General features: G+C 72.0%; 10 protein-coding genes. 3 read left to right on the top strand and 7 right to left on the bottom strand.

Features of this window, described 5'->3' with window-relative positions; translation table 11 throughout:
* Positions 1–16: 16 nt before the first annotated feature.
* Positions 17–1,693, bottom strand: a complete 1,677-nt coding sequence (locus tag SYYSPA8_RS31290; RefSeq protein ID WP_323450785.1) for a GAF domain-containing sensor histidine kinase — start codon at positions 1,691–1,693, stop codon at positions 17–19.
* A 348-nt stretch (positions 1,694–2,041) separates the two neighbouring features.
* Here SYYSPA8_RS31290 and SYYSPA8_RS31285 point away from each other — a divergent pair, with 348 nt between their 5' ends.
* Positions 2,042–4,915, top strand: coding sequence for an AAA family ATPase (locus SYYSPA8_RS31285; protein WP_323450784.1), 2,874 nt, complete (start codon positions 2,042–2,044; stop codon positions 4,913–4,915).
* Here the strand turns inward: SYYSPA8_RS31285 and queC are convergent.
* Entirely contained in the window at positions 4,893–5,645 is a 753-nt protein-coding gene (gene queC / locus SYYSPA8_RS31280; RefSeq protein ID WP_323450783.1) for a 7-cyano-7-deazaguanine synthase QueC, read from the bottom strand. The genes SYYSPA8_RS31285 and queC overlap by 23 nt on opposite strands.
* 754 nt (positions 5,646–6,399) lie before the next feature.
* Between queC and SYYSPA8_RS31275 the strand changes: the two genes are divergently transcribed.
* A complete protein-coding gene (locus SYYSPA8_RS31275; RefSeq protein WP_323450782.1) occupies positions 6,400–7,374 on the top strand; it encodes a tetratricopeptide repeat protein in 975 nt (324 codons plus the stop codon).
* Between the two features lie 132 nt (positions 7,375–7,506).
* Here SYYSPA8_RS31275 and SYYSPA8_RS31270 read toward each other — a convergent pair whose 3' ends face one another.
* A complete protein-coding gene (locus tag SYYSPA8_RS31270) occupies positions 7,507–8,415 on the bottom strand; it encodes an NAD(P)-dependent oxidoreductase (protein ID WP_323450781.1) in 909 nt (302 codons plus the stop codon).
* A gap of 64 nt (positions 8,416–8,479) precedes the next feature.
* Between SYYSPA8_RS31270 and SYYSPA8_RS31265 the strand changes: the two genes are divergently transcribed.
* A complete protein-coding gene (locus tag SYYSPA8_RS31265) occupies positions 8,480–8,878 on the top strand; it encodes a MerR family transcriptional regulator (RefSeq protein ID WP_323450780.1) in 399 nt (132 codons plus the stop codon).
* Between the two features lie 67 nt (positions 8,879–8,945).
* Here the strand turns inward: SYYSPA8_RS31265 and SYYSPA8_RS31260 are convergent, their stop codons facing one another.
* The 4 genes from SYYSPA8_RS31260 to SYYSPA8_RS31245 form a co-directional block, all read right to left on the bottom strand.
* Positions 8,946–9,704 (bottom strand): iron ABC transporter ATP-binding protein, encoded by a 759-nt coding sequence (locus SYYSPA8_RS31260; RefSeq protein ID WP_323450779.1) that lies wholly within the window; start codon positions 9,702–9,704, stop codon positions 8,946–8,948.
* Positions 9,701–10,723 (bottom strand): iron chelate uptake ABC transporter family permease subunit, encoded by a 1,023-nt coding sequence (locus tag SYYSPA8_RS31255; protein ID WP_323450778.1) that lies wholly within the window; start codon positions 10,721–10,723, stop codon positions 9,701–9,703. Before SYYSPA8_RS31255 ends, SYYSPA8_RS31260 begins: the two co-directional genes overlap by 4 nt.
* On the bottom strand, positions 10,716–11,678 hold the full coding sequence (locus tag SYYSPA8_RS31250) for an ABC transporter permease (protein ID WP_323450777.1): 963 nt from the start codon (positions 11,676–11,678) through the stop codon (positions 10,716–10,718). Before SYYSPA8_RS31250 ends, SYYSPA8_RS31255 begins: the two co-directional genes overlap by 8 nt.
* Before the next feature lie 118 nt (positions 11,679–11,796).
* Complete coding sequence (locus SYYSPA8_RS31245; protein WP_323450776.1) at positions 11,797–12,783, bottom strand: siderophore ABC transporter substrate-binding protein; 987 nt, start codon at positions 12,781–12,783, stop codon at positions 11,797–11,799.
* Positions 12,784–12,843: the final 60 nt, after the last annotated feature.

Raw genomic sequence — 12,843 nt, 5'->3', positions numbered from 1 at the left:
GATAGCCCGTGGTGGGCTACGGGGCGTCGGGGGCGGTGGCGGGCGATCCTGTCGCGGTGGTGAGGGGCAGTGTCAGGTGAACGGTGGTGCCGGCGCCGGACGGGCTGCGCAGCGACAGCTGTCCGCCGAGGGCCTCGACGCGGTCGGTGAGGCCGATGAGGCCGGAACCGCGGCGCGGGTCGGCACCACCCCGGCCGTCGTCGTGGACGGTGACATGGAGCCGGCCGTCCCGGGAGGCCACGTGGACGTCGGCGACGGTGGCGTGTGCGTGCTTGGCGGCATTGGTCAGGGCCTCGGACACGGAGTAGTAGGCGGCGATCTCGACCGGCTCGGGGTAGCGTTCCCGGACGGGCATGTCGACGCGGACCGGGATGGCCGAGCGCCGGGCCAGCGCCTTGAGCGCCGGGTGGAGTCCCCCTTCGGCGAGCATCGCGGGGTGGATGCCCCGGGCGATCTCCCGGAGTTCGTCGACGGCGTCGGCCAGCCCGCCGACCACCTCGTCCAGCTGCCGGCTCAGTTCACCGGCGTCGGACGGCACCGCCAGCTGCGCGGTCCGCAGGCGCAGGGCCAGCGAGACCAGGCGTTGCTGGGTGCTGTCGTGGAGGTCGCGTTCGATGCGCCGCCGGGCGGTGTCGGCGGCGGCCACGATCCGGGCCCGCGACGCGGTGAGCGCCGCCTGCGCCTCGGCCTGGGCGATGGCGGTCGCGACCAGCGCGGTGAACGCGGCCAGCCGCTCCTCGGTGTCCGGCGGCAGCGGCTCCGCACGCATCGACGCGACACTGACCGCACCCCACAGACGCCCCTCGACACTGATCGGCATCCCCACCGCGGCGCGGAACCCCCAGTCACGGCCGATGTGGGCGGCCGAGCCCGACGCCACGGCTCCGTAGTCGTCGATCCGGGCCGCACGGCCCGACTCGAACACCAGGGTGTGCACATTGAAGCCCCCGGGTTCCACCCGGATGCCGACCGGGAAGGCGCGGCCGGTCCTGGTCCAGGCCGCGACATAGATGGCCGCGCCGGTCGGCTCGTACCGGCCGAGGACGGTGAAGTCGACCCCCAGCAGCTGTCCGGCCTCGGTGGCGACCGCCGCGAACACCTCCTGGGGCGGCGCCGCCCGCGCGACCAGAGTCGCGACCCGGCGCAGGGCCGCCTGTTCCTCGGCGAAGGCCCGCAGTTCCCAGCGGGCCTGGGTGTTCGCGATGGCGGTCGCCACCAGGGCGGTGAACCCGGCGAGCCGGTCCTCGGTGTCCGGCGGGAACGGCCGCGCGGTCAGCGAGATCACCATCACCACGCCCCACAGCCGGCCCTCGACATGGATCGGTACGCCGACCACCGGGCCGAATCCCCGTTTCCTGGCGTAGTCGGCGGGCCTGCCGGAGGCGTCGGCGGCGTTGTCGATCCGGGCCGGCCGGCCCGTCTCGTACACCAGTGTCGCCACGTTGCGTCCGCCCAGCGGTACCCAGGTACCGAGCGGGAAGGGCACACCGTCGCCGTTCCGGGACCAGGAGCCGACGGCGGCCACGGTGTCGTCCGGGTCGTACCGGCTCACCCCGACCAGGTCGCTGCCGAGCAACTGCCCGATCTCGGCGGCGACGGTGGCGAACACCCGTTCCGGCGGGGTGGCTCGGGCCACCAGGGCCGCCACCCGGCGCAGCGCCGCCCGTTCCTGGGCGATCCGCTCGCTCGACACGCAGCCGGCCTCCTGTCCGCCGATGAGGCTCCGCACCTCCCGGACGCCGCCAACATATCAACGTGTCAACGGTGTTGAGGCCCACCGTGCCGGCCCAGGGCCTGCCCGGACCCTTGCAGCTAGCTGGAACTCCACGGGTCGCGCTGGCGGGAAGGGGGCCCGGCCGCTGGCCGCGATGCCGTCGTGGTCCGGGCCGACGTACTCCTAGGAAGGTCCGGTTGCGCAGTGCGCCTCATGAAGGAGGAACCGGCATGGCATGCGGCATGGCACGGCCCGGCCGTCGCGTTCGGAGTGGTCCGCTCCCCGTCCCCCGGGGATACGCGGCGACGGTACTGACGGGATCCGTCCGTGAACCGCGCTGACGGCGGCGGCGGGGAGCGGTTCGTCGGCCGCCAGGCGGAGTTGGGGCTGCTGCTGGCGGCCCTCGAAGGGACCCGGGCCGGCACCGCCGCGAAGATCGCGGTCACGGGGGAGATGGGGATCGGGCGCACCTCCCTGCTGCGCCGTCTCACCGCCGGCGTCCGGGCACGTGGATGCCCGTCCCTGCACTTCGCCTACGGGGGGTGCGCCGGTGAGACCCTGGCGGCCCGCGTCGGCCGGCTGGGGTCGGCTGCGGACGGATCCGTCCCGGCGGACCGGGGAGCCCCCGACCCGGCCGGATGCTCCCCGGGCGCTCAGCCGGCCGACGGGCTGCCGGGCATGCGGGAGGCGGTGGCGGCGGCCACCCGGAGGAATCCGCTGCTGATCACCGTCGATGACGGGGATCTGATGGACGCCGAAGCGTGCTCCGCGCTCACGGCCCTGTTGAGGTCCTGCTCCGACCTGCCCGTTCTGCTGGTGATGTGCTACCAGGACTGGCGGCCGGCGGCGGCCGGGTCGGCGTTCACCGAGCTGTTGATGGATTCCCGCTTCCTCCGCCTTCAGGGCCTCACCGTCTCCGACACGTCGCTGCTGGTGCGGAAGGCGACCGGGGTGGGGCCCGCTCCCGGAGTCGCGTCCGCCTGCCACCGGGTCTGCGCGGGAAACCCCCTGCTGCTGACGGAGCTGCTGCGCGGCCCGGGGACCCGCTCGCGCGGTGCGCTCGACCCGAAGGCCATCGACCGCGCCGTCCTGCCCGCCACCATGAGCCGGCTGATGAGGAGACTCGCCCACAGCGGTCCCCATGCGACCGAGGTGGTGACGGCGGCGGCCGTGACCGGCGGGGCCGCCAGCCCGCACCTCCTGGCCCATCTGTGCGATCTCGGTCTGACCGACGGTCTCCGCGCGGCCGATCAACTGCTCCGGATGCGTTTCCTGGCGGACGACGGGGAGAAGCTCCTGCTGCGCCATCCGGTCCTGCGGAACTCCGTCCTGGCGGGCATGACGCGGATGGCGCGCGATGCCACCCGTCTCAAAGCGGCCGCCTACCTCCACCGCACCCACGCGCCGGTGGAGGACATCGCCGCCCAGCTCGCCGCGTCCACCGTCCCGTTCGACCGGCCCTGGTCCACTGCCGTCCTCCGGGAGGCGGGGCGTCTCGCCGTCGCCGACCACCGGGAGAAGGATGCCCTCAGGCACCTGGAACAGGCGCTGGGGACAGCCGTCGGCGCGGAACGGGACCACGTGCTCGTCGAGCTGACCGAGCTGAGGCTGAGGACCGACCCGTCCGGCGGCGTCGACAGCGCGGTCACGGCGGTCCGGGACGCGGCGGGGACCTCCGCACGGTCCAGGCTCCTGTCCCGGCTCGGCGGCGTCCTCTACCTCCGTACCCCGGACGACCGGGGCCGGGGAACGGCCACGGTCCCGGGCCGGGCGGCGGCGGCTCTGACGGCGATCGCCCCGGTGGACGCCGCCCGCGGGACGGCGGCCTGGGCACCCCTGCACCGGACCTTCGTGAACGAGGAGGGCCTGCCCCCGGCCCTCGTCGCGGAACGTGCGGAACGCCTCCTGACCATGGGCCCCCCGGCGGATCGGTTACGGCCCGCCGCTGCCGCTCTCGCCCTGTTCAACCGGTGCCTCGTCGGTGTCGGCCCCGCCGCTCCGGCCGAGGAGGCGGACCGGCTGCTGACCCACGACGACGACGTCTGCGTCCACCCCCTCGCCCCGCTGGCCGCGCTCACCGTGCTGCTGTGGCACGGCCGCCACGACCTGGCGGCCCATCACGCGGAGCGGCACGAGAACTGCGAACACGGCCGGGGCCACACCCTCCAGCAGGCCCTGCTGCTCTCCGTGCGGGCCAGGATCTCCCTCGCCGAAGGGAAGCTTCCCGACGCGGCCGACCGGTTCGCCCGGTGCCTGGAGGAGCTGTCCCGGTTCGGTACCGCGCCCCACAACCCCGTCCGGCTGGGCGTGGTCGGCGCGTTCGCCGATGTCCTCCTCGACACGGGCGACGAGCCGGCCGCCCGCGAACTGCTCCGCGACCACCTGGGTGCCGGACCCCTGCCCACAGGCCCGCAGTACGTTCCGGTGCTGCTGGCGCGGTCCCGGCTGCGCCTCGCGGCCGGTGACCCGGCGGGTGCGTCGCACGATGCGGAGGAGGCGGGGAAGCGCGTGGAATCGGCCGGTATCGCGGCCGGTGCCCTGCCCTGGAGGAGCCAGGCGTCCGCCCTCATGCGCGAACTGGGCCGGCTCCCCCTGGCACGTCGCTGGGCCGAGGAGCAGGTGGCCCTGACCGCCCGGGCGGGATCGGACCGCGACCGGGGCGAGGCCCTGCACGTACTCGGCGCGGCGCTGGGCGGCGAGGAGGGTGCGGGCCGGCTGCGGGAGGCCGTGACCCTCCTGGAGGGCTGCGGGGCCCGTCTTCAGCTGGCCCGGGCCCTGTTCGAGCTGGGGTCCCTGGCGGCCGGAGGGCCCCGGTGGGAGGAGGCGGGCCGCACCCTCGGCAGGGCGCTCCCGCTCGCGGAACAGTGCGGTGCGACCCCGCTCGCCCTGCGGATACGCGACCGTCTGGCGTCCTTGGACGGTGAGTCCCCCGAGCGGGTGGCCCTGCGGGCGGCGTCCCGTCTGACCACGCGGGAGCGGCAGGTCCTCGTGGCCGCGCTGCGGGGCGGGACCAACACGGTCCTGGCGACGGATCTCCACATCACCCGGCGCACGGTGGAGATCCATCTGACGAACGCCTACCGTAAGCTCGGCATCCAGGGGCGGACGGATTTCGGCACCGTGTTCCGTGTCCCCGGCCTCTGGCCCCTGCTCCAGGCCGGGGCCGTCCCCCGGCCGCTCAGGGCCGGGAGAACTGGATGACGGCGTCGGCGTAGTCGGTCGGGTCGGCGACGCCGGCGTCACGGAACGCCTCGCGGCGTTCGTAGCAGGTCCCGCAGGTGCCGCAGTGGCGGGAGGCCCCCTTGTAGCAGGACCAGCTGATCTCCAGCGGTGCGCCCAGGCGGGTGCCGTGCGTGGCGACGTCGGCCTTGGACCAGGTGAGGAAGGGTGCTTCGACACGCGGGGTGGGGAATCCCTCGTTGGCCACGGCGACCAGGTCCGCCAGGGCGGAGACGAAGGCGGGCCGGCAGTCGGGGTAGACGGTGCGGTCCCCGGTGTGCATGGCCAGGGCCACGGTCGCGGCCCGCTCGGCGACCGCGACCGACACGGCGACGTTGGCGAGGACGGCGTTGCGGTTGGGCACGACGGTGGAGCGCATGGACTCCTCGGCACCGTGGCCGTCGAAGACCTCCACGCCGTGATCCGTCAGGGCCGATCCCCTGAAGTGCTGCCCCAGACCGTGCAGGTCCACGACGAGATGGCGGGCCCCGAAGTGGCGGGCGACCCTGGCCGCCGACTCGATCTCCCGGCGGTGGCGCCGGCCGTAGTCGACGGTGACGGCGACCAGATCGCTGCCCAGAGCGGCGTAATGCGCCATGAGGGTGGTGGAGTCCATCCCTCCGGACAGCACGACGACGACCCGGAAGGGATCGGGCCGGGGACCGGAGTACGGGACGGACCGGGGATCGGACTTCTCGTGGCTGTGATCCATGGGGCGGCTCCCGGGTGTGAGGGCGGGCGGGGTGCTGGAGGGGGTGGCGCGCCGGACGGCCGGACAGTCCGGTCCCTCGCGTCGACGAGTCCGGGCGATGCGCCGTCCTGCGTCCGACAGTGGGGCAACGCGGCGTACCGACGCATCACGGCCCGCTCCGAGAATCGGCGGCCCGCACACCGAGAGACGCACCCCGGCGGGACCGGGTACGGCCCCATGCAGGAAGCTGATCCCCGGATGGCAGCGCTGCCGGCACCGACGCACACGGGGAGGACGAACGGGGATGAGCCGATCCGTATGCGCAGCTCCGGGGATCGGCGGGATCCGTCGCCTTGCCCGGAGGGCTGTCGTCCCCGTGGCCGAACGGCACGTGCGCAGCCTCTCCGTGGAGACCGCGCTGTCCCTCATGGCGACCGCCGGTGCTCGTGGGTCGTCCTACCAGGGTTTCCCTGGCCCGCTCCACGAAGAAATGAAGGACTTCCCGCAGGTCTACCTGGTTCCTCACCTGGCGACGCGGATCCGGTCGGGCGACGTCCGCTGCGTGCTGGTCCTCGTGGCGAGCAGGGGCAGGGTGACGTGGGCGGGCCTGGACGTCAGCCCCTGGTCCTTGCTCACCCTGCGCAAGGTCACGGGCCGGCGTGCGGTATCGCTCATCGGCGCGCTGGCAGGCGGCCACCCCGTGGCAGCAGGGGGCGAGGCAGCGGGCAGTGATGCCGGGCAGGCACGCCTTGTACCACCGTAAGGAATAGGGGACATGATGAGAAACCGGCTCCGAAAGGCCGCTCTGAAGGGCGACGGCAAAGCCGGGCTGGCGCTCGCCGGCATGCTCGTGGACGAGCACGAGGAGGAAGAGGCGGTGGAACTCCTGCGTTCCTGCGCTGCTGCCGGAGGCGAGGGAGTCGCTCTCGCGCTCGCCGACATCCTTGGCGTGAGCGGCGACGAGGAATATGAGAAAGAGGCAGAAAGCTGGTATCGAACCGCCGTCGCCGAGGGCATTCCCGGTGCCCTGAACGACTACGGCGGCTTCCTGTCGTTGTTCGACGACCGGAGCGAGGACGCCGAACAGCTCCTCCTTCAGGCCGCCCGGTCCGGCGACACGCTGGCCTACGGCAATCTGGGACGGTTCTACCTGGAGGAGGAGCGGTACGGTGAGGCGCTGCCGTGGCTCCGCAAGAGCCTGGCGGCGGGCCATACCGCGATCCTGCCCTTCCTGGCGCAGGCCGAGATCGAGACGGGGGACGGCGAGGCCGCCTGGACCCACGTACAGCAGGCCATGGAGAACGATGAGGAGAACGCCAGCCTCATCTGCGCGCAGTATCTGGTGACATTCGGCGACCGCCATCCGCAGCTGAGTGCCGAAGAAATGTTCCGACGTGCCGTCGCAGCGGACGGTGACGCCCATTTCCCCTTCGCGAACTGGCTCAGTGCCGAGGGACGCGCCGAAGAGGCCGAGATCGAGTACCGAAGGGCGATCGAGCACGGCGAGGTCAACGCCCACCTCAACCTGGCCAATCTCTTGGAGGACCTGCACAGGCCGCTGGAGGCGCAGGCCGAGCTGCGCGCCGGCATGGCGGCCGGAGACGCATGGGCCGCCGTGAATCTCGCGCACGCCTTGGCGGAGTCCGGACGGCGGGACGAGGTACCGGCCGTCATCAGGCAGGCCGAGGAGCTGGGCTGCTCCACGGAGGAGGCCATGGAGCTCTGGACGATGTACCACTCACTGCTCTGAGGGAAGGGCCGCGGTCCGGGGGTACCTGTCCCGTCCGGCCACCGAGGTGACCGGACGGCGGGCGGAGATCGTCCACCGACGGCCCCCGCAGCCGGTGGGTTCGGCTCCGTAACGGCGGCTTCCTCGACCGGTTCAGGTCCGGAACGTCTCGAAGATCGCGTAGTAGTTCTGCTCCCCGTACCCGGCCGCGATCGCGCGTTCGGCGATCTCCTTCATCAGGCGGGGCTGGTCGTCGGGGACGCCGACCTCCCGGCTGGTGCGGAGGATGTGCTCGATGGCGTTGAGGTTCATGTGCAGGGTGCCCAGATCGCCGGGGTACTCGGCGCGGTCCAGATCGGGTGCGTCGGCCCGGAAGGAGGCCGGGGAGAGGACGGCCGGGGTGAACCAGCCATGGGCGAGTTCGGCGAAGTCGGCCGCCGCTACCCCGGCGGAGCCGACGAGCGCGGCGGCGTGGAGCCAGCCGTTCATCGTCGCGTACATCATTTCCAGCAGGGCGGTGTTGTAGAGGACGGCAAGGCCGGGGTCGGGGCCGAGGTACCGGGGGCTGCCGAGGGTCTCCAGTGCCTGCGTGTACGTGTCGAAGTGCTCGCGCGGCCCGCTGTAGAGGAAGACCGCGTCCGGGGAGCCGACGAGCGGCGGCGGCACCATGATCGCGCCGTCGAGGTAGCCGAATCCCCGGGACGCCGCCCACTCCACGGCCTCGCGGGCCTCCTGCGGCGTACCGGAGTTGAGGTTCACGACCAGAGGGCCGGGCCGTCCGGAGCCGGCGGCGCGGGTGGTGTCGCCGAAGGCGGCGTACATCGCGTCGTAGTCCTTGAGGCAGACGATCACCACCTCGGCGGCGGCGACGGCCTCGGCCACGGACCCGGCCCGGCGGGCGCCCCGCGCGACCAGGTCGTCCGCCCTGGCGGCGGTGCGGTTCCAGACGGTCAGGGGGTGGCCGCCGCGGAGGCAGGTCTCGGCGAGGACGATGCCCATGGGGCCGAGTCCGACGACGGCGACGGGCATACGGGGGGCGGTGGTTGGCTGCTGTGCTGTCATGACCGGAGGCTAAAGTCTCACACCGGTGTGAGAGTCAAACGCGAACACGGGTGGTGACCGGCACATGGGGACACGGATCGGGGAGTTCGCCCGGCGGACCGGTGTGAGCCACCGGATGCTGCGCTACTACGAGGAGCAGGGCCTGCTGCTGCCCCGGCGCGGCTCCGGCGGCTACCGGGAGTACGAGGAGGAGGACGCCGACACCGTCCGCCGGATCCGGCAGCTGCTGGCGGCCGGGCTCAACACCCGCACGATCGCCGGACTGCTGCCGTGCACGGTCGACGACGGGGAGCGTCTGGTTCCCGCCTGCTCCGGTCTGCTGCCGGGCCTGGAGAGCGAGCGGGAGCGCATCGACCGCGCGATGGCGGATCTCCTGGCGGCCCGTACGGCACTGGACGCGCTGGTCGCGGCGGTGCCCAGGGAGGACGAGACAGGGGCGGAGGTCTGCCTGGTGGGGGCGTGAGGGCGGCGGGGGCGTGACGGCAGGCACCGCCGGCCCGGCCCCGGGCCGGCCGCACGGGGCCCCGGTCTCAGCGGTAGTACACCGCCGTCCGCTTCCCGTCGACCTCGTGGACCTGGACGGGGGTGTCGAAGACCTCGCTGAGCACCTCCGCGCGCATCATCGCGTCGACGGTGTCCGAGGCCGCGATGCGGCCGTCGCGGAGGGCGATGATCCGGTCGGAGTAGGTGGCGGCGAAGTTGATGTCGTGGACGATCAGGACGACGGTCTTGCCCAGTTCGTCGGCGGCGCGGCGCAGCTGGGTCATCATGCGGACCGAGTGCTTCATGTCGAGGTTGTTGAGGGGCTCGTCGAGCAGGACGTAGCGGGTGTCCTGGGCGAGGACCATCGCCACGTAGGCGCGCTGGCGCTGGCCGCCGGAGAGCTGGTCGAGGTAGCGGTGCTGGAGGTCGCCGAGGTGGAGGAAGTCCAGGGCGTCGTCGACGTGGGCGATGTCCTCGCGGGTGAGGCGGCCGCGGCTGTGCGGGAAGCGGCCGAAGGAGACCAGTTCGCGGACGGTGACCCGGGCGGTGAAGTGGTTCTCCTGGCGGAGGATGGACAGGGTCCGTGCCACGTCCTGCGACTTGGCCCGGTGGACGTCGAGGCCGTCGACGGTCACGGTGCCGGAGGTGGGTTCGGCGAGGCGGCCGATGATGGTCAGCAGGGTGGACTTGCCGGCGCCGTTGGGGCCGACGAGGGAGGTGACGCCGCCGGCCGGGATCCGCCCGGAGACGGGGCCGAGGACGGTGTCGTCGCCGTACGCCTTGCGGATGTCGGTGAACTCGATCACAGGGTGCCCTTCCGGAGGAGATGGGCGAGGAAGATCGCCCCGCCGAGGAACTCGATGACGACGGTGAGCATGCCGGAGGCGTAGAAGACGTGTTCCATGACGAACTGTCCGCCGGCCAGGGTGATCAGTCCGATGAGGAACGCCATCGGCAGCACGGCGACATGCCGGTGGGTGCCCGTCATCTGGTAGGCGAGCATCGCGGTGACGAAGCCGAAGAAGGTCATGGGGCCCGCGAGCGCCGTCGACATCGCGATCAGCAGGGCGATCAGGAGCAGCATCACCGCCAGCTCGCGCTTGTGGGCGATGCCCAGGTTGGTGGCGGCGTCCCGGCCGAGGAGGAGGGTGTCGAGGCGGTAGCGGCGCTGCCAGACGATGACGCCGACGATCAGGCAGACCGCGCCGGCCACGGGGAGGTGTTCCGCCTCGGCGCTGCTGAGGCGTCCGAACAGCCGGGCCGACAGGACGTCGTACTCGGCGGGTGAGAGCAGTCGTTCGAGGAAGTCGGACAGGCTGCGGAAGGCGAGGCCGAGGACCACGCCGACGAGGAGCAGGACGTGGATGCTGCCCTTGCGGCCGGAGAACAGCCAGCCGAACAGCAGCATGGTGAAGCCGGCCATCAGCAGGGTCTGGACGATCAGCTTCGGCAGTCCGTCGGTGGCGGCGAGCACACTGCCGCCGAAGACGGACACCAGGAGCGTCTGCATCAGGATGTAGACGGAGTCGAACCCCATGATCGAGGGGGTGAGGATCCGGTTGTGGGTGATGGTCTGGAACACCACCGTCCCCACCGCCTGGGCGAACGCGACCACCGTCATCGTCCCCAGCATGGTCAGGCGTCGTTCGATGGCGAACTCGAAGGACCCCTCGACGAAGAGGAAGAGGAAGCAGAGGACGGAGGCGGCGGCGAGCACGGCCGCCACGGCGAGCCGCGCGGCCACGGGGAATCCGCGGCGGGTGGCCGTAGCTCCGTCGGGTGCGGCGGCCGGCGGGGACACCGTCGGTGCGTGGGTCTCAGACATGGGCCTTCCCTCGCTGGCGCAGGATCATCGCGACGAACAGGACCGCCCCGACGGCGCCGAGCACCACCGTCGACGGAATCTCCAGCGGGAAGACGACGAGCCGCCCGACGAGATCACAGGCGATCATCAGGGCCACGCTCGCGAGCACCACCCACGGCAGGTTCCTGCGGATGTCGTCGCCGCGTGCCATCGAGACGAGGTTCGGCACGATCAGCCCGAGGAAGGGGATGAATCCGACGACGACGGTGGTGACGCCCGTCGCCAGGGCGACCATGACGAGGCCGACGAACATGATCCGCCGGTAGGGCAGTCCCAGGCTGGTGGCCGTGTCCCGGCCGAGCCCGGCGATGGTGAAGCGGTCGGCGAGCAGATACAGCCCCACGACGATGCCCCCCACCACCCACAGCGGCTCGTAGTTTCCGCGCACCACCGAGCTGAAGCCGCCCGAGCGCCAGGTGGCGAGCATCTGGAGCAGGTTCGTGGACGAGGCGATGTACAGCGTCACCGCGCTCACCAGGGCGCCCAGCATGATGCCCACGATCGGGACGATGACCTGCGACTTGAGCGCGATCCGCCCGAGGACGAACAGGAAGACGAGGGCGCCGGCGAACGCGAGGGCGCTGGCCGCCCCCATCTTCACCATCGGTGACGCTCCCGGGGCGAGCAGCGTCAGCAGCAGCACGCCCAGCGCCGCCCACTCGCTGGTGCCGGTGGTGGTCGGTTCGACGAATCGATTCTGTACGAGCATCTGCATGATCACGCCGGAGACGGCCATCGCGGCCGCGGCGAGGACCAGCGCGAGCGTGCGCGGCACCCGGGAGATCAGGAACATTCTCCGGGCTTCGGGATCGTTGAGCAGCGCACGCAGGTCGATGTCGTACCCGCCGACGAACAGCGAGGCGGTGACCAGGGCCAGTACGAGGAGTACGGCCAGCGCGAGGGGAAGACGACGCATGGGGCTTCCGGGGCGAGTGGGGTGAGCGGCCCCGGTCGGGGGACCGGGGCCGCGGTGGCGCGGGAGGGTCGGCCTGCCTGGGGTGGCAGAGGGTCGGCCTGCCTGGGGTGCCGGAGGGTCAGCCGGCCTTGTTGAACGCGGTGGCGACCTGGTCGAAGGCGTCCGTGTACGCCTGGATGCCCTCGGTCAGGTAGAAGTCGGCCGCCAGGTAGATGACCTGGTCCTGCTTGCGGAACGTGGTCTTCTCCCACGCCTCCATGCCGTCCACGACCGTCTTCGCGGCAATGGCCTCGCCGGTCTCGGCGCCCACCGCCGCGTCCCGGTCCAGCATGATCATCCAGTCGGGGTTCAGCTTGGCGATGGTCTCGGGGGCGAGCCCGGAGTTGTTGTGCACGGAGGTGCTCTCCTCGCCCTCGGCGCCGAGCACGTTCTTCAGGTTCAGCGGCTCGGCGAGACGGCCGATGCGGCTGGCGCCGTTGTCGACCTTGCCGGCGCTGGCGACCGCGAGGAAGACACTCTCGCCCCCGGTCGCGTCCGTGGCCGCCTTCTGGGCCTGGTCGAGGGCGGCGACGATCTCCTTGGCCTTGGCCTCCTGGCCGAAGATCCTGCCGAGCGACTCGGTCTGCGCCTTCAGCGAGTTGACGTATCCGCCCTTCGCCTCGTCGGCCGGGGCGACATCGACCGTCTTGGCGATCTTGGACAGCTTGTCGTGGTGGTCGGCGAACCGGTAGCCGCCGACGATCAGGTTCGGCTCGGCGGCGTTCAGCGCCTCGAACCTGGGCTCGCGGTGGGTGCCCACGTCCTTGATGGACGAGTCGTTCTTCCAGTCGTCGAAGCCCTCGTTCGGCAGGAGCTGCTTGGGCACCGCGACAGGCTTGATCCCGAACGCCTTGAGCGTCAGGAACGAGGTGTTGTCGAGCGCGGCGACCCGGGCGGGCTTGCGGGGGACTTCGACCTCGCCCTTGGCCGTCGTGACGGTGACGCTGCCCTCGCTCTTGCCCTCCTCCGACTTCTCGTCGGACTTACCGCAGGCACTCAGCACGATCCCGGCGCACAGGACCGTACTGGTGACGACGATGGACTTGCGAAAACGGACGGAACGCACGGCGGACGACTCCCAGCAGGGGCAGGCAGCCGCCGTCGCAGGGCGACGGGACTGCATGGA

This window comes from Streptomyces yaizuensis (genome assembly GCF_034961445.1).
Lineage (GTDB): Bacteria > Actinomycetota > Actinomycetes > Streptomycetales > Streptomycetaceae > Streptomyces > Streptomyces yaizuensis.
Note: the sequence above shows the minus strand (reverse complement) of the source record. Positions and strands in the feature narration are given on the sequence as shown.